This is a genomic window from Bifidobacterium [indicum] DSM 20214 = LMG 11587 (genome assembly GCF_000706765.1).
Classification (GTDB): Bacteria; Actinomycetota; Actinomycetes; order Actinomycetales; family Bifidobacteriaceae; genus Bombiscardovia; species Bombiscardovia coryneformis.
Map to the genome: position 1 here is coordinate 12,342 of NZ_CP006018.1, position 21,937 is coordinate 34,278.

Annotated in this window: 11 protein-coding genes and 3 rRNA genes; 6 read left to right on the forward strand and 8 right to left on the reverse strand. The window is 59.4% G+C overall.

The window, feature by feature from the left end; all coding sequences use genetic code 11:
* Nucleotides 1-59: 59 nt before the first annotated feature.
* On the reverse strand, nucleotides 60-1,004 hold the full coding sequence (locus BINDI_RS00045) for a DMT family transporter (protein ID WP_148301941.1): 945 nt from the start codon (nucleotides 1,002-1,004) through the stop codon (nucleotides 60-62).
* 200 nt (nucleotides 1,005-1,204) lie between these two features.
* Between BINDI_RS00045 and BINDI_RS00050 the strand changes: the two genes are divergently transcribed.
* Both BINDI_RS00050 and BINDI_RS00055 read left to right on the forward strand, forming a co-directional pair.
* Entirely contained in the window at nucleotides 1,205-1,921 is a 717-nt protein-coding gene (locus BINDI_RS00050; protein ID WP_033491024.1) for a LytR/AlgR family response regulator transcription factor, read from the forward strand.
* Complete coding sequence (locus tag BINDI_RS00055) at nucleotides 1,918-3,273, forward strand: sensor histidine kinase (protein ID WP_033491023.1); 1,356 nt, start codon at nucleotides 1,918-1,920, stop codon at nucleotides 3,271-3,273. The genes BINDI_RS00050 and BINDI_RS00055 overlap by 4 nt, the downstream gene beginning before the upstream one ends.
* Here the strand turns inward: BINDI_RS00055 and BINDI_RS00060 are convergent.
* From BINDI_RS00060 to BINDI_RS00075, 4 genes are all read right to left on the reverse strand, one after another.
* A complete protein-coding gene (locus tag BINDI_RS00060) occupies nucleotides 3,237-4,283 on the reverse strand; it encodes a glycosyltransferase family 2 protein (RefSeq protein ID WP_033491022.1) in 1,047 nt (348 codons plus the stop codon). The genes BINDI_RS00055 and BINDI_RS00060 overlap by 37 nt on opposite strands.
* Before the next feature lie 229 nt (nucleotides 4,284-4,512).
* Nucleotides 4,513-5,184 (reverse strand): hypothetical protein, encoded by a 672-nt coding sequence (locus tag BINDI_RS00065; protein ID WP_197068958.1) that lies wholly within the window; start codon nucleotides 5,182-5,184, stop codon nucleotides 4,513-4,515.
* Nucleotides 5,177-7,606 (reverse strand): glycoside hydrolase family 3 C-terminal domain-containing protein, encoded by a 2,430-nt coding sequence (locus BINDI_RS00070; RefSeq protein WP_033491021.1) that lies wholly within the window; start codon nucleotides 7,604-7,606, stop codon nucleotides 5,177-5,179. Before BINDI_RS00070 ends, BINDI_RS00065 begins: the two co-directional genes overlap by 8 nt.
* Nucleotides 7,607-7,984: 378 nt before the next feature.
* On the reverse strand, nucleotides 7,985-10,972 hold the full coding sequence (locus BINDI_RS00075; protein ID WP_081830712.1) for a glycoside hydrolase family 3 protein: 2,988 nt from the start codon (nucleotides 10,970-10,972) through the stop codon (nucleotides 7,985-7,987).
* Between the two features lie 385 nt (nucleotides 10,973-11,357).
* On the opposite strand from BINDI_RS00075, the gene BINDI_RS00080 reads away from it, so the two are divergent.
* From BINDI_RS00080 to rrf, 4 genes are all read left to right on the forward strand, one after another.
* Entirely contained in the window at nucleotides 11,358-12,272 is a 915-nt protein-coding gene (locus BINDI_RS00080; RefSeq protein WP_033491020.1) for an alpha/beta fold hydrolase, read from the forward strand.
* A gap of 502 nt (nucleotides 12,273-12,774) precedes the next feature.
* Nucleotides 12,775-14,299: ribosomal RNA gene (locus tag BINDI_RS00085) — 16S ribosomal RNA — on the forward strand.
* A gap of 409 nt (nucleotides 14,300-14,708) precedes the next feature.
* A 23S ribosomal RNA gene (locus tag BINDI_RS00090) occupies nucleotides 14,709-17,772 on the forward strand.
* 169 nt (nucleotides 17,773-17,941) lie between these two features.
* Nucleotides 17,942-18,058: ribosomal RNA gene (gene rrf, locus BINDI_RS00095) — 5S ribosomal RNA — on the forward strand.
* Together the 16S, 23S and 5S rRNA genes form the textbook arrangement of a ribosomal RNA operon.
* A 586-nt stretch (nucleotides 18,059-18,644) precedes the next feature.
* On the opposite strand, the gene BINDI_RS00100 is transcribed toward rrf, so the two are convergent.
* From BINDI_RS00100 to BINDI_RS00110, 3 genes are all read right to left on the reverse strand, one after another.
* Nucleotides 18,645-19,346 carry an ABC transporter ATP-binding protein gene (locus BINDI_RS00100; protein ID WP_033491537.1) on the reverse strand — a complete coding sequence of 234 codons (702 nt, stop codon included), beginning with the start codon at nucleotides 19,344-19,346 and terminating at the stop codon, nucleotides 18,645-18,647.
* Between the two features lie 3 nt (nucleotides 19,347-19,349).
* Nucleotides 19,350-20,741, reverse strand: coding sequence for an FtsX-like permease family protein (locus tag BINDI_RS00105; RefSeq protein ID WP_033491551.1), 1,392 nt, complete (start codon nucleotides 20,739-20,741; stop codon nucleotides 19,350-19,352).
* Nucleotides 20,742-21,027: 286 nt separating this feature from the next.
* The gene (locus BINDI_RS00110; RefSeq protein ID WP_231570880.1) at nucleotides 21,028-21,915 is read right to left on the reverse strand and encodes a formate/nitrite transporter family protein; all 888 of its coding nucleotides are present in this window, start codon (nucleotides 21,913-21,915) and stop codon (nucleotides 21,028-21,030) included.
* Nucleotides 21,916-21,937: the final 22 nt, after the last annotated feature.

The following is a 21,937-nucleotide window of genomic DNA, read 5'->3' on the forward strand; positions in this document are numbered from 1 at the left end:
ACCCGGTAAAGGAATCGGTCTGCCGGGCGGATATCCGAAACAACGCCCTCCGCACGGCATCAGGATGATTCTGATTGCCTGGTCTTCTTCGGGTGCCGTTGAATGCGGACCTCCGAAATCAGGATGGCAATGAAGATGACGGCGAAACCGATCAGGTGGGTTCCCGCCAGCTCCTCGTGCATGACCAGAACCGAGACCAGCATCCCAAACAGGCTCTCAGAGCACAGAATCAGCGAACCTTGGGCCGCAGGTACCTGTGAGAAGGCGATGTTCTGGAAGTTCTGCGCAATCAGCGTGGAAACCAACGTCAGATAAACCATGGACCACAGTGTCCGTGGAGGGAAATTGGCCAGGCCCGGCACAGGATCGAACAAGAGGGCACATCCCAAAAAGAGGATGGCGGCGATGAAGAGCTCCAGGTAGGTCAGGGTCGGGACGTCGAACTCCTTGGTCAGGAAGCCGGTCACGACCAGGTTCACCCCGTAAAGGAGCGCCCCGCCCAGGGTCAACAGGTCTCCGATACTCAGCGATAACCCTATCTCCCCCACTCCCCCATGGGCAGGCAGCGATATCAGGGCCACGCCGACGATGCAGATGGCTGCGGCAACGAAGTTTCGTATGGCCGGCCGTCGTCTGGTCATGATCCAGACCAAAAACGGTACGAACACACAGTAGATCGCAGTCAGGAAGGAGTTCCTCCCGGGTGCGATTGTGGTCAGTCCCATCGTCTGCAGGCTGAATGCAGCCCAATACGTTACCCCCAGAATCAACCCTGGAACCAGCATGTTGACCAGGTTCACCCGCCGGAGCCGGGGCATGAGGAAGGGGGTCATGATAATCAAGGCACACAGGAGTCTGATGCCCATCAACCAACGAACGGAAAGGGTCTCTAAGACGATTTTCTCAAAGGTGTACCCGGCTCCCCAGGCGGCAGCTGCGAGGATCAGCATGAATCTGGCCAGCCAGGGTGACGGTTTCCACACGGGGGACTCAACGATACGCACACATAAAGTCTAATCGCTCACGGCCGGTCGTCGATGCCGGTGCGTTTGCCGCTCTATGGTAGGGATTGAACCTGTCCGCCCTGTGCGCAAGAGCCTCGCCTCATGCCCTATGGAAGACCATATGTGTGATAATAAAGGATACGAAATTCGCTGAGCCCAACATTTGGATGCGGCAGGAACCACGGGAACGAGGATGGCACATGGAGACGATTCGAATCGCGGTAGTGGACGACGATTCAATCAGTAGCCAGCGCATGGTGGACTATCTCCATAAATATGAAAAGGACAAAGAGGAGAAATTCGCCGTTTCCGTCTTCGATGATGGCAGGGAATTCGCTGAAGGCTACTCCCCCATCTACGACATCCTCCTGCTGGATATTCAGATGAAGCGCATGGACGGCATTGAAGTTGCCCGCCGTGTGCGCTCGCGGGATGATTCGGTCGTCATAGTCTTCATCACCTCAGCGCCGCAGTATGCCATCAACGGGTACAAGGTGGGTGCCTTGTCCTACTTGCTCAAGCCGCTCCCCTGGTTCGCCTTCTCCCAGGAAATGGAGCGGTGCATAGCCCAGGTGCGCGGCAGGGTGGAACGGTCCCTCCTGGTCAGCGAGGGAGCCAAGTCAAGACGGGTGCCTCTCAGTGACATCGTGTTTGTGGAGTCGGTCAGGCACAGCTGCGTCATGCACACCCTCTCTGACCGGTTGACGATCACGGCCACCCTGAAAAACCTCGAAACCCAGTTGGCTGATCAGGACTTCTTCCGGTCCAATTCCTGCTATCTGGTCAACCTGGCCCACGTGGTCGGGATGGAGTCCCAGGACTGCATCATGTCGACCGGTGAACGACTCAGGGTCAGCCGCCCACGGAAAAAGGCCTTCATGACGGCTTTGGCCGCTTACGTGGGCGGCCGTATATGAACCAGATACTCAACGCCCTACCTGACATTCCGCGCCTGTACACGGCCATCAGCGAATGGGTGGCGTGCCTGGTCTACCTCATGTCCATCAGCTGCCGTAAACCGCCCAAACGGACGATAACGGTCCTGGTTGTGGGGCTTGGTGTACTTATCGGGGTTCAGTACTGGGCCGGGTCACTGCCCATAGCCTTCTGGATTTTCAGCATGTGCGTGGCCGTGGCCTGTATGTACAGCATCATCATGCTGGCCTCTTCCATGCAGGCCCTGACCGGTGCCTACGTGCTTGCAAGGGCCTTTGTCCTGGCCGAGCTCATTGCCTCCCTCCACTGGCAGATTGACTCATTCCTGCGTCCGCCCACGAGCACGATCCATGCGCCGGCTTCGATTGCCCTGCTGGTGGCGATATACGGCGGCTGCGGTTTCCTCGCCTGGTGGGGGGAGCGCCGTAATTTCGGTGTCGGGGATATAGACCCGCCCGGGCGTAGCGTTTTCATTGCGGCCACCATATCGGTCGTCACCTTCGCCATGTCCAATCTGAGCTTCGTTTCGACCAATACCCCCTTTTCGGGCCGGGTCGGCCTGGAGGTCTTCTACATCAGGACCCTGGTTGACCTGTGCGGCTTCGCCCTGCTCTATGCCCAGCAAGAGCAGGTCAGGGAGAACCAGGCCAGTGCCGAGCTGGCCTCCATCAACGCCCGGGCATACAGTCAGCATCGTGAGTATATGCGGTCAAAGGAGAACCTTGAGGCGATGGGGCGGCTGGCTCATGACCTGAAGCACCAGATAGCCGCATTGAGGACTGAAATCGACCCTGAGAGGCAGTCACGCAACTTCGAAGAACTCGAGGCCTCCATACAGCGGTACGGATCTCAGCAGCACACCGGCAACCCCGTCCTGGATGTGGTTCTGTCGACCAAGGAACGCATCTGTGCCGACAGTGGGATTACCCTGACTGTGGTGGCCGATGGGTCCCTCCTGGCCGGTATGACCCCCATTGATGTATCGACCCTGTTCGGCAATGCCCTGGACAACGCCATCGAGGCGTTGAAGAAGGTGGACAATCCGGATCGCAGACTGATCAAGGTGGCACTCTTCTCCAGGGACCGATTCGCGGTCCTGCAAATCGATAACACCTATGCCTCCCACCTGAACTGGAAGGCCAACGGGGAACTGGCCACCACCAAGAGGGACAACGTCCTGCATGGATACGGCGTCAAGTCGATACGCCATATAGCCCACAAGTACCAGGGGGAGATGACCCTGAGGGCGAAGGACCACTGGTTCCACCTGTGTGTGCTCCTGCCCATGGTCAATGGTCAGTTGAAGCCTACAGCCGCCTCGGCCACTCTGTAACCCAGCCGAATGGCCACTCGTCCCGGTCTGCCCGGCATGTTGATGAGTTTGCATAGCAGGGTCGAGCGCACATCATGCGAAATGGCGGGGGAGTGGTCCTCCAGTCGGCTCCAGAGCATGTCCTTGTTCTGATAATTCTGCGGATCCTTGGACAGAATCAGGAAGACCGAGGTGACCACGCAGTTGATGGCCAGATAGTGAATCATGTAGCGGTACAGCCCATCCGACACCTGGCCCGGCTCGGGGGTGGCCTCGACCATGAGACCGTTGACCCTGAGCAGCTGGTCCACTCTGGAAACCATGACCGAGGTCTGGACGGACTGGCCCTCACGGCCTGTGTGATAGCGGTAAAAGTCCGTATCCAGGTACATCAGGCTTGTCACATAGGGCAGAGGCTGATACGAATAGATGAAATCAACGTAGTATGTATGCTCAGGCAGGTGGGTTGCGGCACGTTGCAGAACCTCGCGGCGGAAGATCAGGGCGTGCATGATCATGTACTGGGCCATTCCGAACCTGCCGAGATGATTCCAATCCAGAACCCTGTCCGACGGCATGACGCTCCGGAAGTTGATGACCTGCTTGTGGTGCCGCCCCTCTTTTTCATAGACGTAATTGGTTACGACCATATCGACAGGATGCGAGCTGGTGGCCTGGGTCCGCAGCCTGTCGAGTACGAGTCCCAGGGAGTCGGTATCGACCCAGTCGTCGGCGTCCACCACTTTTACATACAGGCCTTGCGCCTGTGACAATCCTGCGTTGACCGCACCGCCATGGCCCTTGTTCTCCTGCTTGATCAGACGAACAATCCCAGGGTGCCTTACCTCATAATCGTGGGAGAGCTTCGCTGTGTCGTCGGTCGATCCATCATCCACGACGATGATTTCCAGGTCCTCGGCCGCTTGCGACAGTAGGGAGTTCAGGCAGGTATCCAGATGATCGGCCATGTTGTAGGCCGGGATGATGAAGGTGATGACAGGTCGGTCGTCGGCTCGTGTGGACGATGTCATGAACGGAATCACCTCATATGTATGACGGGTTGTGTGAGGGCAGGGGAGTGATGGGGATTCCCGATTCAAGGGAACCGAATCAACAGGCGGATCGACCGCGCTGCCGTATCCGACCACTGTACTGCACCGTACCAATTGTATATATGGAATGGGCCCCGGTCGTCCCGAATCTCCCTGAATGCCGGTTCTAACGGGAGGGGACGATCGAGGCCACGTATTGGTTGGTTACTCAGGCTTCCTGCTTGGTCTCCTCATCGGGCACCTGCTTGAAGATGACCTTGAAGATGGGGAAGAAGACCCAGAAGGATATGGCCGAGTTGATGATCATCGTCACCAGATCGGCCACGGTGGTGCCGACCGTGCCCCAGTTCAGGCTGTGCTGGAAGAAGCCGTAGATCGGGTCCTTGTACCAGCCCTGAAGGGCGGCAGCGATGATGGTGATGATGATGTAGGCGAGGAGATACCAGAAAGCGGCCTTCCAAACAGAGGAATTGGACTTGAAGGTGATGTTCCTCTGGAGGAAGAAGTTGATGATCTGCGCAATCAGCAGGGTGATTTCCACAGCCAGGAAGTAAGCCAGGCCGCCGCCTCCGCCGTTGCTGATGGCACCTGCGGCATAGTCGAACAGGTAGTAAGGCTTGCCGCCCACGGTTCCCATGTGCCAGATCTGGAAGTTGGTTCCGACAAGGGAGGTGCCGTTGAAGATGGCCTTGAGCACAGGCATCATGATCAGCTGCAGAACGGTGACACCGTTGGAGAGCAGGAAGAAGACGATGAACTGTGCCGCGGTCTCGTGACGGAAGGAGAAGCGCTGCCACCAGCGGACGATGCCGTACTTGGAGGTGGCCGCCTCCTCTGCGCTGGCGGGTTTTCCGCCGGTCTGTGCGTTCTGGTCACTCATGGTTCAGTTCCTTTCTGGTCCTGCGGTTGGCTGACATGTTCCTGAAGAAGCCTGCAATGAAGCCTCCCAGTCCCTTGCAGACGTGGCCGTTCGGTATACGTACGATCGAATCGACCATGGCCATGTCGATCATGCCGTTGGTCATCTTGCTCATGGCCCTGGGGGGCATGTTGAGCAGGAAGAGGGTATTGAGATCCGGGTTGCCGGTTTTGGCTTCCTGCTTGCGCTCCCGCTTGGACAGGAAGTTGGCGATAAACCGGGCCAGGCCACTCCTGGAGTCCTTCCAGGATGAGATGGGATCGTTGGGGCCGAAGGTGCTGATGGCGCCCTGACGCTCGACCGGGTGCCCGAAGAGGGCGGTCATGTTGTCGTCCGTGACCTCTTTGACCTTGCCGGTCAGGTAGGCGCCCAGGGCGGGGTCGGCCTGGTGGGGCTGGACAGTGCCCGCTACGGACAGTGTGCCGGTCAGTTCCATGGTCCGGGCATCCGAACCGATCATGATCGTCCAATCGCCGGATTCGGTCTGCCAGGAGTCCTGGTCCGTATCGAAGTGACGGAAGGTGGTCTGATCGAAGTCGATACGTACGGTCGTGGACTCGCCTGCCTTGAGGGATACCTTCCGGAAGCCCTTGAGCTCACGTATGGGCCTGAGCACGCCGCCTTCCGGTGCCTGGACGTAGAGCTGTGGAACGGTGGCACCGTCGTGCTCCGAATCGTTGGTCAGGGTGAAGGAGGCGCCCTTCTCGTCCAGTGCCAGGTTGGAGTAGGTGAAGTGGGAGTACGAGAGGCCGTATCCGAAGGGGAAGAGGTCCTCTACTCCGGCGGTGAGGTAATACCGATACCCCACGAAGGGTCCCTCGCGGTAAATGGAGTCACGCTCGGACTCCGGGTACCAACCGGAGCTGGGGCAATCCGCGTAGGACTTGGGCCAGGTCTCAGCCAGGTGGCCTGAGGGGTTGGTTTTGCCTGTAAGGATGTTCAGGGTGGCGGACGCACCTGCCTGACCCGACAGCCCGATGTACAGAACGGCATCGCACAGGTCGACCCAGTCTGCTGAGACGGGGGACCCTGCCACCAGCACAACCACCAGGGGTTTGCCGGTCTTGCCGAGGGCCTGCAGGAGGTTCACCTGGGCCCGGGGAATATCCATGGTGGAACGATCCAGACCTTCGGACTCGCTCCGCTCGTCAAGACCCACGCAGGCCAGGATTACATCGGATCCGTCAACGGCATTCACGGCCTGGTCAACCAGGTCCTGGTTCATGTCTCCGTGGCGGTCGTAGCCCTGGCTGTAGGATGCCAGTTCCAACCCTCCGGCATGGCCCTGTTCAATCAGCTCCAGGATGTTCTCCTGCCTGGTCGCATTGACCTTGGAAGAACCGGAACCCTGGAAGCGTGCGGTCTTGGCCATATCGCCCACAACGGCCACCTTGGTGCCGGCGGACAGGGGGAGGCGCCCGTTCTTGTTGACCAGGAGCACAGCCGATTCCTCGGCGATTCTGCGGGCCATTTCGTGGTGGTCCCGCTTCTGCTCGTCGGTCAGGTTTCCGTCCGGGTCCATCTTCGGGTCATAGGTCAGCTTGGCCAGTTTGGCAACCTCTTCAGCCCTGGCGTTCAGGTCGGCCTCAGCCAGGTTCCCGTCCTTGACGGCCTTGGCCAATTGACGGACGGAATCGAATCCCGCCTCGGGCATTTCCAGGGAGGAACCGTTGGCGGCTGCTGCCACGGCACTGTTGGAACCACCCCAGTCGGATACCACCATGCCGTCGAAGCCCCACTCCTTGCGCAGGATATCGTTGAGGAGGTGTCCGTTCTCGTTGGCGTAGGTGCCGTTGACCATGTTGTAGGAGGTCATGATGGCCCAGGGGTGGGCCTGGCGTACGGCAATCTCGAAGGCGGTCAGGTAGAGCTCACGCATGGTCCGCTCATCGACCACGGAGTTGGAGGCCTGCCTGCGCAGTTCCTGGCTGTTCATGGCGAAGTGCTTGGGGGTGGCGGCCACTCCCTGGGACTGGATGCCTTCAATCAGCCCCGCGGCCATGTGTCCAGCCACCTGGGGATCCTCCGAGTAGTACTCGAAGTTGCGGCCGCACAGCGGGTTGCGCTTGATGTTCATACCCGGGCCCAGCACGATGTTCACGCCCAGGCTTTTGGCCTCTCGGCCCAGCGCCTCGCCCATGGCCTTGGCCAGATCCGGGTCCCACGAGCAGGCCACGGTTCCGGCGGTGGGGAAGCAGGTGGCCGGCTTGGACTCGCCCATTCCCAGGTTGTCTCCGGCTCCCATCTGCCGCCTCAGCCCGTGTGGGCCGTCGCTCAGGACCATGCTCGGAATGCCTGCCCGCTTGATTTCGCGGGTGCCCCACATAGAATTTCCGGAGAGCAGCGATGCCTTCTCCAGGACTGTCAGATCTTTGACTTCCATTGTGTTCCTTTTCCCTGATGAGATGAGCCCCTGGATTGGAACCCTCATCGCTTCCACAGTCAGCACCGGTGTCTCCACCGCGTAACTCTGCCATATATAGTTCCAGTATCGTCAACCGTTGCGTACGCTGGAATCACCAGAGCATAACCTGTCATTTTTCCGGCATGAATGGTGCACCTGACTCCACCGTTGAATCCAGGAGGATGGGCGCGTCTGTGAGACGGGCCCAGCGGACAAGACGGCGGGGAATGTGGGTGACGATAAAAAAAGAGGGGCGGACGACTTTGTAGTCGTCCGCCCCTCAGTAGAGCCCAGGCCCGGAGCCCGATCAGATTACCTGACCAGATTCATGCCCGCGGGCCTTGCTGTGCTCTTCCCTTACTGAATGGTGTCGTGAGACGGGCCATCCTCTGCGGGGGTGGTCTCCTCGCTGGCGGGGTCCTGCATCCTGACATCCTTGGCCTGGTCGGCCATGTCGGTCAGGGTCTGCACGTCAACCGCACTGCGGCGGGCGTTGAACCTGCGGAAGGCCAGGCACTCGAGGGCGAGGAAGATCAGAGCCATGACGGCGAGAGCCACATAGAGGGCAATCTGCCATGCAGGGGTCTGGACCTTGGGGTCGCCATCTGCGTACTTGTAGCTGTTCACGGCCGTGTACAGGATGTTGTGGCTGGCTTCACGCATGGCCTTGACCGAAGTGGCGCTCTGATCCTTCACATGGTTGGTCACCTCGGTGGTGGCCAGCATGATGTCGTTTCCGTTGCGGATCAGCTGATCGGCGTTCTGGTAGCCATAGACTCCGAAGTAGTCGGTCAGGGCCATTCCTCGGAAGCCCCACTCGCCGCGCAGAACATCCTGCATCAGCGGAGCATAGGCGGCCACGTAGGTGTTGCCGAGGTAGTTGAAGGCGGTCATGGCGGCCTGTGCGCCACCATCGACCACTGCAGCCTGGAAGGGCTTCAGGTAGATCTCGCGGATGGTCTGCTCGTCGGCCCAGGTGGCCAGCATGTTGTTACGGTTGGTCTCCTGGTCGTTCATGGCGAAGTGCTTCATGAAGGAGTAGACACCCTTGGAGCGGGCACCGGCGATCTCGTTGGATCCCATGACAGCGTTGATCTGCGGGTCTTCCGAGAAGTACTCGAAGTTACGGCCGGAGAAGGCGCTGCGGTGGATGTTGAAGGCCGGTGCGTACCAGCCGGCCACATCCATGTCGTGGGCCATGGTGCCGATCATCTCGCCGAAGCGGGTGGCCAGCTCGGGGTTCCAGGTGCAGGCCAGGGAGGTGGATGACGGGAAGCCCAGGGATCCGACCTTGGTGAAGTTGTTGTTCAGGGCGGCGGGACCATCGGCGTCGGTCATCTCGATCTTGCCGATGCTCTTGATTGCCTGGGTGCCGTAGCCGCCCATGGCGATCAGGGTGTCCATCTCCTTGACGGTGAGCTCGTCCAGCAGCTTGTCCCACATGGGGTCGTCGTACTTCTTGTCGCGCAGCTGGTAAAGCTTGACATCGTTCTTCGCCCCGGTCGTGGGCATCTGATCGCTGTCATTGTCGAACTTCTTGGGATCGTAGTTCTCGTTGTTGTAGAAGTTGGCCTTGGCCTCTTCGGGCATCTCGGTGCTCTTGGGGGCCGCAACCGCATCCTCGTAGTTGGCGAAGTGGTTGGCTCGCGACAGGTAGGTCACTGTGCCCTTGGCATCATCGAAACGGTTGGTGGCCGCCACCTTATCGATGGAGCGGGGATTGCTCTCGTCGTAGGTGATGGTCTTGTTGATGCTGACGTTCTGGGACTCGATGACCCTGTGGGAATCGGAGCGGATGGAGATACCGTAGTCGCCCTGATCCAGCACATAGGCCTTGGCCGTGTTGGCGTCGTAGGAGGCCATGTCCTCGTCCTTGAAGCTGACGGAGACGGTTTCGCTCTGTCCCGGCTTGAGGACCTTGGTCTTCTTGAAGGAGACGAGGTTGGCGCTGGCCTTTTCGATGCCACCATCGGTGTAGGGGGGATCGAAGTAGGTCTGGACGGTGTCGCGTCCGGCCTTGGTGCCGTCGTTGGTAATGGTCACATCGAAGGAGATCTTGCCGTCAGCGTGCTTGATGTTGCCCATCTTCTGGCTGAACTTGGTGTACGAGAGGCCGTAACCGAAGGGATACTGCACCATCTCGTCGTAGTTGATCAGCCCTTCCTTGGCGGCTGTCTCCCAGAAGCGGTATCCCACGTAGATGCCTTCGTTGTAGTTGATGAAGGTGGGGGTAACGGTTTCGGACTTGCCGGTGAAGCCGACGAAGGTCGCCTTGTGCTCGTCCATGTTGGTGTAGGTGAAGGCACCGAAGTTGTTGTAGGTGGGTGTCTTGGTCAGATCACGGACGAAGGTGTCGGAGGTCTTGCCGGAGGGGTTGGTTGTGCCCTTCAGCACCTCACCCAGGGCGGTGAAGCCGGCCTGTCCCGGGGGCGGGCACCAGAGGACGGACTTGATCTGCGGATACTGGCCGACGAAGTTCAGATCGAAGGTGTTGGCGCCGTTGTAGACCAGGACCACCTTGTCGAAGGTGCCGGTGACCTTGGCGATCATGTCGCTTTCGGGCTTGGACAGCTCCAGGAAGCTCTGTCCATCCTGGAAATCGGGGTCGGACTTGTCGTTGTCGTGATAGGTGAGGTCCTTGGACTTCATGTTGACGGGAAGATCTGCACCCTCGCCGCCGACGCGACCGATGACCACGATGGCGGTATCGGAGAAGTCCTTGGCGTCCTTCATGAGCTTGTTGCTGTACTTGGCGGCGGTCGGCTCGGGAAGGGTCCAGTCCTGTTCGAACATCTCGACCTTGGGGCGGTCCTCACGGTAGTCCGTGTAGAACTTGCTCAGTTCGGTGTTGGTTTCCAGACCGGCTTCCTTGATGCCGTCCAGGAGGCTGGTGGTGGGGTTGTCCGGGGACATGGAGCCCGAGCCGGTGCCACCGTAGACGGGATTGGTCGAGGCCCAGCCGAAGACGTTGACCTTGCTGTCCTTCAGGGGCAGGGTCTCATCCGAGTTCTGGAGCATGGTGACGGACTCGCGCTGGATGTCCTTGGCAAGGTCGCGCGCGGCGGTGACGGTGGCCGGCTGGAGTTCGTGCTTGTTGGTCGACTTGGTGATCAGGTTCGACAGGGGGCCCAGGAGCATCGTGGCCAGGGCCACGACGATGGCCACGAAGGTGACCAGCCAGGACTGTGAGTGAATCATCTTGCGGTTGGCGACACTCTTGACGGTGCGCTTGTTGACCGCAATGGTGATGATGATCGCCAGTACCAGGAAAACGCCGATAACCACCAATTCGGGTATCAGCGATTTGAGCACTGCGACTACATCGCTCAGGTTAATACTGAACATGTTCGCTACTTTCTTGTTTTTCTCTGCTAAAGCCTGAACCGGACCGCACGAGGCAGACCTGGTCACATAGGAGACAGACGTTCAAGGTTGACAATCCGCTCCACGGTGGGCGAGCGACCTTTAGCTTCATCGACACGCCTTTATGCCATGTCCCCAGTGAACCATGCTGAAACCTTGCTGGACGACTTCCCTGACATGAACTGTCGATTTTGCGTCATAACCTGCATGTGGTAGCCGAAGGGCTCGCGGAGGACGGGGCATGTGGACGCCCATCCCTGCTTGCTCATCATGAAGTGTCCGCATATTACCTGCGCAATAGTGCTCCATAACGCGGATCGACCTGGTTATAAGCGCAGAACCGGTTGTGAATCGGTAGAATGGTGGCATGTCAGGCCTTACGGTTTCGAGCCACTCGCACATCCACCAGGCCGGGGTCAACGGTGCCCGGCTGGTCTTCTCCATGAATCCCGCCCCGCGTGAGGCGCCGATTATCCTGTACCTGCACGGTGGCCCGGGCGACGCCTGCATCCCCGTGACCATGAGGTGCAATGCCGAGCTGGAACGAGACTTCCGCTTCATCAATCTGGACCAGTGCGGCAGCGGTCTCTCCTATCACCGCTTTGCCTTGGATGAGGTGGTCACCATCGATTCCATGGTCGAGGACATCCACCAGTTCATGCTCACTCTTCTGCAGACCTACCAGCAGGATTCCCTGGTTCTGGTCGGGCACTCCTGGGGGAGTGTGCTGGGCCTGGAGATGGCGCGGAGGTACCCCTCGTTGGTGAGCCACTACATAGGCCTGGGCCAGGTGGTCACCATGCAGGGGGCGTTGATGCTCAGGCAGAGGCTCAGTCGGGGAACCCTGCCCAAATGGGGTCAGCGGTTGGTGGGCAGTGAGAGCTCCCAGGCCGATCTGGTCATGTTGGTGCGTGAGCTGATGGACCGCGGCGGTACCAGAACCGCGCTCGGCATATTGGACCGGGCCATGGCCTACGTACGTTCCCCTTTTTATTCCTGGAGTGCCCTGGTCAACCAGCAGAAAGGCGTGAGGCAGTCCCGAGCCCGGCTGAACGGGGAACTCGAAGCTGTCGATTTCCGCGGGGTCACGTCCTTTGGTGTGCCCGTCACCTTCATCAGCGGCAGGTATGACCGGCATCTTCCGGCAATGCTGGTTGAGCAGTATGCGGCCACGATACGGACGGAACACCGCTTTCTGCTGTTCGAACACTCGGGACACTGCCCGCACTGGGATGAGCCTGCTCACTTCGCCGCTGTCGTGAGGGAACTGTGCCTGAATTAAGAGCGGTTCCGGAAGTCGATCGGATGTAACTTGCATTTAATGGGGGAGTATCTACTAATATATGGAAGCGACGATATTGGTTTGAATCTCGCTGGAGAGTGCAGAGGGGATTCCTGAAAAGGTGAAGGTCGGATTGCAAGGGGCGGCGTTAAAAATGCCGACACGCCGTAAAACCGTTGCAATGATTGAGCTTCTCCGATACTCAAGCGTACCAATTTGCAACAACCAGGTAGTTCGTGTAAATTGTTCTTTTGCTGCCCGACAGCGACAAGGAATCTCCCGGATAACTTGAGACTGTTGGTGTGGTGGTGGTTTGAGAACTCAAGAGCGTGTTTGTGCTACTTTTATAGCTTTTTTGATTGCCAGTCCGATGCCCGCCCGGTTTTGCCGGGTACGCGGGAGCGTTGTGAGGGGTGTCGGGGTTTTTCGTGGGTCTGTTTCCTCCTTATGGAAGCGGATCCGTCAATTTATTATGAGAGTCGTTTCGGCTTCTTCATTGTTTTTTGTGGAGGGTTTGATTCTGGCTCAGGATGAACGCTGGCGGCGTGCTTAACACATGCAAGTCGAACGGGATCCAGGCAGCTTGCTGTCTGGTGAGAGTGGCGAACGGGTGAGTAATGCGTGACCAACCTGCCCCATACTCCGGAATAGCTCCTGGAAACGGGTGGTAATGCCGGGTGTTCCGCATCATCGCATGATGGTGTGGGAAAGGGTTTACCGGTATGGGATGGGGTCGCGTCCTATCAGCTTGTTGGTGGGGTGATGGCCTACCAAGGCTTCGACGGGTAGCCGGCCTGAGAGGGCGACCGGCCACATTGGGACTGAGATACGGCCCAGACTCCTACGGGAGGCAGCAGTGGGGAATATTGCACAATGGGCGAAAGCCTGATGCAGCGACGCCGCGTGCGGGATGACGGCCTTCGGGTTGTAAACCGCTTTTGATTGGGAGCAAGCGAGAGTGAGTGTACCTTTCGAATAAGCACCGGCTAACTACGTGCCAGCAGCCGCGGTAATACGTAGGGTGCAAGCGTTATCCGGAATTATTGGGCGTAAAGAGCTCGTAGGCGGTTCGTCGCGTCTGGTGTGAAAGTCCATCGCTTAACGGTGGATCTGCGCCGGGTACGGGCGGACTGGAGTGCGGTAGGGGAGACTGGAATTCCCGGTGTAACGGTGGAATGTGTAGATATCGGGAAGAACACCAATGGCGAAGGCAGGTCTCTGGGCCGTTACTGACGCTGAGGAGCGAAAGCGTGGGGAGCGAACAGGATTAGATACCCTGGTAGTCCACGCCGTAAACGGTGGATGCTGGATGTGGGGCCCGTTCCACGGGTTCCGTGTCGGAGCTAACGCGTTAAGCATCCCGCCTGGGGAGTACGGCCGCAAGGCTAAAACTCAAAGAAATTGACGGGGGCCCGCACAAGCGGCGGAGCATGCGGATTAATTCGATGCAACGCGAAGAACCTTACCTGGGCTTGACATGTGCCGGACGACCGCGGAGACGTGGTTTCCCTTCGGGGCCGGTTCACAGGTGGTGCATGGTCGTCGTCAGCTCGTGTCGTGAGATGTTGGGTCAAGTCCCGCAACGAGCGCAACCCTCGCCTCGTGTTGCCAGCGGGTCATGCCGGGAACTCACGGGGGACCGCCGGGGTTAACCCGGAGGAAGGTGGGGATGACGTCAGATCATCATGCCCCTTACGTCCAGGGCTTCACGCATGCTACAATGGCCGGTACAACGGGATGCGACATGGCGACATGGAGCGGATCCCTTAAAACCGGTCTCAGTTCGGATCGGAGCCTGCAACCCGGCTCCGTGAAGGCGGAGTCGCTAGTAATCGCGGATCAGCAACGCCGCGGTGAATGCGTTCCCGGGCCTTGTACACACCGCCCGTCAAGTCATGAAAGTGGGCAGCACCCGAAGCCGGTGGCCCAACCCGTTTGGGGGGGAGCCGTCTAAGGTGAGGTCCGCGATTGGGACTAAGTCGTAACAAGGTAGCCGTACCGGAAGGTGCGGCTGGATCACCTCCTTTCTACGGAGATATGAGTAAAATCCCCCGCCTGTTTATGGGTCGTGGGGTCGTGTCCATGGGTCCGGCCGGTCGGTCGGATGGTGTGGGCGTGCTGGCGTGGAACGGTCGAATGGCTGTGGCATGGATGCGCTGTTGGGTTCCCGGACCGCCACCCTTGTGGGTGGTGTTCCTGTCGCCCATCGGGTTCCTGTGCGGGTGTCGTCCCGTGGCGGGTCCTGGTGGTGTGGTGGTGGTTTGAGAACTGGATAGTGGACGCGAGTGGATGGCTGGCCTTGTGCCTGTCCGTCCGCTTGTATTGTTTCGTCCGAGCCCACATGGTGGGTTCGGGTCGATCGTTTTGTGATCTATTAGTGTGATGATTTGTCGTCTGGCAGTTCGCAGTTGTTGTTGCCGTGGCATGGCCTGTGGTCGTGTTGTCGGTAAGGGCGCATGGTGGATGCCTTGGCAGACAGGACCGATGAAGGACGCGTGGGGCCGCGATAGGCCTCGGGGAGCCGCCGACAGGGCTTTGATCCGAGGGTGTCCGAATGGGGAAACCCGCCAGCCGTCATGGGCTGGCACCGCATTCGTGCGGGGGGTACGCAGGGAAGTGAAACATCTCAGTACCTGCAGGAAGAGATATTCCGTGAGTAGTGGCGAGCGAAAGCGGATGATGGCCAAACCTGTGCCGTGTGATACCCGTCGGGGGTTGCGGCATGGGTGTTGTGGGATTTGGTGCCCGGGTTCCGACGGACCCGGCGGCAGTGATAAAACGACGTGTGAGACGAACGGGATTGAATTCCCGGCCGTAGAGGGTGATGGCCCCGTAGTCGAAGACGCGTCGTCTGCCGATCCTTGTTCCCAAGTAGCGCGGGACTCGTGGAATCCCGTGTGAATCCGCCCCGACCGTGGGGTAAGCCTGAATATACCTGTCTGACCGATAGCGTACGAGTACCGTGAGGGAAAGGTGAAAAGCACCCCGGGAGGGGAGTGAAACAGTTTCTGAAACCGTGTGCCTACAATCCGTCGGAGCCTTTCGGGGTGACGGCGTGCCTATCGAAAAATGAGTCTGCGAGTCAGTGGTGCGTGGCGAGGTTAACCCGTGTGGGGCAACCGTAGCGAAAGCGAGTCTTAAAAGGCGTTTGAGTCGCGTGCCCTGGACCCGAAGCGGGATGATCTAGCCCTGGGCAGGTTGAAGCGTGGGTAAGACCGCGTGGAGGACCGAACGGACCTGGGTTGAAAACCGGGCCGATGACCTGGGGCTAGGGGTGAAAGGCCAATCAAATTCCGTGATAGCTGGTTCTCTCCGAAATGCATTTCGGTGCAGCGTCGCGTCAATGTCTCCATGGGGTAGAGCTACTGGATGCTTGAGGGCCCGTATCGGGTACCGACAGCAGCCAAACTCCGAATACGTGTGAGGTGTATCGCGGCAGTGAGTCGGCGGGGGATAAGCTCCGTCGTCGAGAGGGAGACAGCCCAGATCGTCGTCTAAGGTCCCTAAGTGTGTGCTAAGTGGGAAAGGATGTGGAGTCGCATAGACAGCCAGGAGGTTGGCTTAGAAGCAGCCACCCTTGAAAGAGTGCGTAACAGCTCACTGGTCTAGTGGTTCCGCGCCGATAATGTAGCGGGGCTCAAGCACACCACCGAAGACGCGGCAGTGCAGTTACTGTACTGGGTAGGAGAGCGTTCCGCATGGGGCGAAGCGGCGGCGTGAGCCGGCCGTGGACCGTGTGGAAGTGAGAATGCAGACATGAGTAGCGAGAGACGGGTCAGAATCCCGTCCGCTGGATGACCAAGGGTTCCGGGGCCACGTTCGTCGTCCCCGGGTGAGTCGGGTCCTAAGGCGAGGCCGACAGGCGTAGTCGAATGGATGAAGGAGTCGATATTCTCCTACCGGCGTCAGACCGCCCAATCCAAGACGTGGAAGCATGCCCTTACCTGTATCGGGCGGCGGTCTTCGGACCGTCCGATGGTGCGGGACCGGTGTGTGGATGCGTGGCGGGTAGCACAGGAGTGACACGGAACGGGAGCCGGGCCGCGGTGGTGGTTATCCGTGGTCAAGCATGTGGCGCGTCGGGCAGGCAAATCCGTCCGGCATGAGCGTGAGGTGTGATGATGGGGGGCCTCGTGCCCCGAATCCGGTGTGCCGTTCCGTCAAGAAAAGCTTCGGTGCGAGGGCTGTCGCCGCCCGTACCCTAAACCGACACTGGTGGTCAGGTAGAGTATACCAAAGCGATCGAGCGAATCCTGGTCAAGGAACTCGGCAAATCACTCCCGTGCCTTCGGTATAAGGGAGACCCCTTGCGGTGAGGCGCCCAGCGCGCGGAGCCGAGGGGGGTGGCACAGACCAGGGGGTAGCGACTGTTTACCAAAAACACAGGTGCATGCGAAGACGAAAGTCGCTGTATATGCACTGACGCCTGCCCGGTGCCGGAAGGTTAAGAGGATCCGTCATCCCCTTCGGGGGGGCAGCGGTGAATTCAAGCCCCGGTAAACGGCGGTGGTAACTATAACCATCCTAAGGTAGCGAAATTCCTTGTCGGGTAAGTTCCGACCTGCACGAATGGCGTAACGACTTCCCCACTGTCTCGACCAGGAGCTCGGCGAAATTGCAGTACGAGTAAAGATGCTCGTTAAGCGCAGAAGGACGAAAAGACCCCGGGACCTTTACTATACCTTGGTATTGGCGTTAGGTGCGGACTGTGTAGCATAGGCGGGAGGCTTCGAAGCGGGTGCGCCAGCATCCGTGGAGCCGAAATGTGAAATACCGCTCTGTCCTCATCTGGCCTCTAACCTCGACCAGTCATCCTGGTCAGGGACAGTGCCTGGCGGGTAGTTTAACTGGGGCGGTTGCCTCCCAAAGAGTAACGGAGGCGCCCAAGGGTTCCCTCAGCCCGGTTGGCAATCGGGTGTTGAGTGCAATCGCACAAGGGAGCTTGACTGCGAGACCGACGGGTCGAGCAGGGACGAAAGTCGGAGATAGTGATCCGGTGCCGGCGTACGGACGCGGCATCGCTCAACGGATAAAAGGTACCCCGGGGATAACAGGCTGATCATCCCCAAGAGTCCATATCGACGGGATGGTTTGGCACCTCGATGTCGGCTCGTCGCATCCTGGGGCTGGAGCAGGTCCCAAGGGTTCGGCCGTTCGCCGATTAAAGCGGCACGCGAGCTGGGTTCAGAACGTCGTGAGACAGTTTGGTCTCTATCCTCTGCGCTCGTTGGAATCTTGAGGAGCCCTGCCCATAGTACGAGAGGACCTGGGTGGACGAACCTCTGGTATGCCGGTTGTCGCGCCAGCGGCACGGCCGGTTGGCTACGTTCGGATGGGATAACCGCTGAAAGCATCTAAGCGGGAAGCCCCCTCCAAGATAAGGATTCCATGGAACCTCGGTTCCTGAAGACCCCATGCAGAACACATGGTCGATAGACCGGACGTGGAAACCCCGCAAGGGGCGAAGCCGACCGGCACTAATGGTCGAAGACAACACAACACCCACCCCCCTTGAGGGGTGGAGGCATCGACACCACTGCGAACGAGACCTGCGGCAATGAACACGAACGGCCACAGGCGATCGACAACGAAACACGCGTCCACCGTCCGGTCCCCGAACCGTCACCACGACCCACCCACCTTTCAAAGTGGGCCGGTACAACAGAATTTGCGGCGGTCATGGCCTGGGGGAGACGCCCGGTCCCATTCCGAACCCGGAAGCTAAGACCCAGCACGGCAATGGTACTGCACTCGGAAGGGTGTGGGAGAGTAGCACACCGCCGCTCCACAACTCACAAGGGGCCCCGCACGGCACACGCCGCGACGGGGCCCCTTCCACATACCCCGACACACCCCACCCACAACGCTGCGGGACCCAACCGAACCGCCCGACCCGCCGGACACCGGCAGACCAGACCACCAGCACCACATCGCCTCCCGGGCAGCAAACCCGCCCGACTCCTCACGCCCGGCCCGCGGGACACACCCCCAATCGGGCACAGACCGAGAACCACACAGGCGCAGCCACCAGGACCGCACCGAAAGGGCGGGGAACCCGCCCACACCATCCTGACGGGCACCGCGACAACCGGTCCCCATCCTGCCCCGCTCCGCGCCCGCCCCTACGGCCTCAGATGGAACCGGCACTCTCGCATCACAAACACCACAACACCCACGTTCTGCGCTGTTTATGAATGCGCTGAGGCCATCGCCAAACGGGGACGTGCGAATAGGCCTGCTGATGCCTGCGGATGATTCTGCTGACAGGGCGTCGACCGAGGCGTCATAATGTATGTATCGATTACTTCAGGCGTGAGTATTTTTGGCGCACGCTGCTCTCAAGCCGGTCAGTCGTTTTCCTCTTGGGTTACTTCAAAAAAGCTGCTCGACGGTGGGATGGGTCAGAACATCATCGCAGATGCCGTTGGAAAGCACGACGACCCGGTCAGCGGTCGCGGCGATCTCCAGGTCATGGGTGACCATGATTAGGGAGCTGCGTGGTGTAACGGTCTGTCGCAATAGATGCATGACCGATTGCGCGGTCGAAGGATCGAGCGATCCGGTCGGCTCATCTGCGAATAGGATATCGGGATGGCGCAGCAGCGCCCTGGCGATGGCGACGCGCTGACGCTGCCCTCCCGACAGATTTTCCGTCCGCTCATGTCCCATGCCGTCGAGACCCACCTGTTTCAGGAGTGCATAGACTTGCTTACGAGAGGCGTGGATGCCGGCCATCTTGGCAGGGAGGAGCACATTGTCAGCGACGTTGAGTGCACTGACCAGGTTGAGATCCTGGAACACGAATCCGACGTGATCGCGTCGTAGTCGTGAGAGCTGCGCGTTGGATTGTCCTGTGACGTCCTGTCCACACAAACTGATGGACCCGGAATCTGGCTTGAGCAGCCCACACAGGCAATAAAGCAGCGTGGACTTGCCTGAACCGGACCTGCCGACGATGGCCACGAACTCGCCGGGGTGCACGCTCAGATCAATGCCACGTAACACTTCGACACGGTCTCTCCGTGTGTGGTAGGCCTTGCGGATCCCTGAGGCTGCGAGCAATGGTGATGTCATGATCTACCTTTCGTCGAGAACTACGTCGATTACCTGTCTGTGGGTGATTCCTGCAGTGATGGCGGCGAGCATCACGACAACGAAGAGCATGCCGAAAACCACGATTCCTGCGGACTGCCAGCCCGGCATGGTGAACGGTGCGGATGGTAGCGGTCCTGAGGTGAATGCGTGGTCCATGGCCAGCTCGTTGATCCACACGATTGCGTAGGCGACAACGAGCGAAAGGGCCAGGTAGATCACGGTCTCGCATGCGACTTTCATCCAGACCAGTCCGCTGGTGCCGCCGCCTGCGATCAGGACCGCGGCATCCCTGCCTCTGCTGCGCATGGTGGCGAACACGACCGACGAGGCGGCGACGCATCCGATGATGACAGCCCCGCCGAACAGCGCCGCCATCTGTTTTGGGGGCGCAGAAACGGTCTCGCCGGATCCAGAAAGCACTGAACTCAGTTTGTCGATCCACGCCATCATCACACCTACCGCGCCGCCGGCCAGTCCGATGGGCATTATCAGCCCGCGGGTCAGGTCGGGGTGCGAGGATGCTTCACGCACCGCCAGAAACCACGGAGTACCGAGTCGATCGGAGCCCAGGCCGATGAGCGCGAGCAGCCCTCGTATCAGAGGGGTGGCGCAGCATGCGATCACCAGGCACACAAGCATGCCCATACCCGCGTACACGGTCATGAAATCTCCCACAGCCCGCTTCGAGATAAGCGGTTGCGCATGGCCTATCGCTATGTAGAGCGCCGCCGTGCCCGCGATAATGGCGACTGACAGCACGGCTCTTAAGATGCGCTTTCGCAAAGAGAATCCACTCCGCGATGTCTGACCGTCACCGCGTACTGCCTCCAGAACATCGCCGCGCGCGATTCTCCTGGCCGGAAGCAGCCCGCCCAGAACGCAGATCACGCCCGTGGATCCGGCGCCGATCCACAGAGCGAGTGGAATAAGAGGTTGAGCCAGCACGTCATTCGAGGGCAGCCCGCTGGAAGAAATAAGACGCGCGAACGGAAACCATACCAGTCCCGCCACTAGCGCTCCCAGCAGGGAGGACAGTAGACCCACCAGAAGCACCTCGCCAAGAAGCACCACGAACACCGTCCGGGGCAGAACGCCCGCCAACTGCCACAGCCCCACGGAACGACGCTGCAATTCCAGACATACGCGAATCACCATCATCAGCGACAGGAGACCCACCAGAACACAGAACCCCAACGCCACGCCTCCGAACGCGACGAACGCCTGCTGCGCCTCGCCGGATGTGTTAGCACCGGCAACCACCAATCCAATGTCCAGAGTGACCGTCACCGCCAGAATCGCAGAAGTGACGATCAATGCCAGCCACGATGCCACATCAATAGCCACGGAACGCACCACAAGCTTCAACAGAAACATACGCATCTCTCGATTCCTAGGTGAACCATCTGATTACGTCCACTGCCACCCTTGCAGTGTTAGAGAAGACCGATGATATATCCTACCGCGGCAATGACTCTAATCCATAAAGGGCTATCTGAAAAATGGCGACGCTCATTCTCCCCAGCAATAGCGAGCAATGCCTTGAATCCATCAGAACTGAGCGCCGGTTCGCTTGCCGGCTTCGATTTCCTTCAGGAACGTCCTTTCACCCACCCTTGTAAGCACATCCGCGCCTCTGACGGGCAATGAGTACCGTACGTTTCTAGGCCTTGAAATGCCTCTCGTCGTTCATGGTGGCGAAGTTCAGCCCAATCAGGATGCCACCACCCACGTAGTTGCCCAACATGGCCACGATGACTACCAGGATGGCCTTCCAGGCATTGACCTGCCCGAAGACCCCGAGAGTGAGGAAGAGGGCGGAATCGGCGACAGAGTGCTCGAAGCCGCAGAAGGAGAACACGAAGACGGACACAATCATGATGGTGCACTTGGTGAAGTCGTTGGAGAGCTTGCCGTTGTACACCATGAGCATGGCGACGTTGATGCAGAAGTTGCATAGAATACCGCGGACGAAGAGGTCGGCGAAGCCCATGGGGCCTCCCGAGACGTAGCCGGTCTTGGTGGCTGCCGCTGTTAACATCTGGTCAAGGGTCGGCCCGCTGACGATGGAAGAGAATCGAAGGATGACGGACACAATCAGGAGTCCAACCAGATTGCCCAGGAAGCAGAGGCCCAGGATTCGCAGCGATGTCAGCCAGCCCAGGCGCTTGTGGTAGGCGCCTATGGTGACCACCATCATGTTGGAGGTCAGCAGTTCAGAGTTGGTGTAGTAGATTAGGACCAGAGCCCACCCGAAGGTGGTCGCGGCCAGGACCTTCCCCGCCAGGACCAGGCCATGGTTGTCCGGGTTCTGACCGGCCTGCCCCATGATGACGAAATAGGCCGTAAAGAAGATGCCTATGAACAGGCCGGCCGCGGTGGCCCGCTGGAGGTACTTCCCCGTCAGATCGCCGCTCATGGTCTTCTTGCTCTCGACCACGTCCAGGACAGTGCTGATGAAGGCCCGCCCGGGGAAGAGGGGCTGCCCCCCTGGGGCTGACTTACCGGACCCGTCCTCTTGGTTGGGCATCTGGTTGAGTTGTTCGTTCACGGGTCCATTATGGCATTCCAGA

What these genes read in the sequence shown, in the direction of transcription:
- BINDI_RS00050 (WP_033491024.1), top strand. Translation starts at nt 1,205, where the DNA reads ATGGAGACGATTCGAATCGCGGTAGTGGACGACGATTCAATCAGTAGC.
- BINDI_RS00055 (WP_033491023.1), top strand. Translation starts at nt 1,918, where the DNA reads ATGAACCAGATACTCAACGCCCTACCTGACATTCCGCGCCTGTACACG.
- BINDI_RS00060 (WP_033491022.1), bottom strand. Translation starts at nt 4,283, where the DNA reads ATGACATCGTCCACACGAGCCGACGACCGACCTGTCATCACCTTCATC.
- BINDI_RS00065 (WP_197068958.1), bottom strand. Translation starts at nt 5,184, where the DNA reads ATGAGTGACCAGAACGCACAGACCGGCGGAAAACCCGCCAGCGCAGAG.
- BINDI_RS00070 (WP_033491021.1), bottom strand. Translation starts at nt 7,606, where the DNA reads ATGGAAGTCAAAGATCTGACAGTCCTGGAGAAGGCATCGCTGCTCTCC.
- BINDI_RS00075 (WP_081830712.1), bottom strand. Translation starts at nt 10,972, where the DNA reads ATGTTCAGTATTAACCTGAGCGATGTAGTCGCAGTGCTCAAATCGCTG.
- BINDI_RS00080 (WP_033491020.1), top strand. Translation starts at nt 11,358, where the DNA reads ATGTCAGGCCTTACGGTTTCGAGCCACTCGCACATCCACCAGGCCGGG.
- BINDI_RS00100 (WP_033491537.1), bottom strand. Translation starts at nt 19,346, where the DNA reads ATGACATCACCATTGCTCGCAGCCTCAGGGATCCGCAAGGCCTACCAC.
- BINDI_RS00105 (WP_033491551.1), bottom strand. Translation starts at nt 20,741, where the DNA reads ATGTTTCTGTTGAAGCTTGTGGTGCGTTCCGTGGCTATTGATGTGGCA.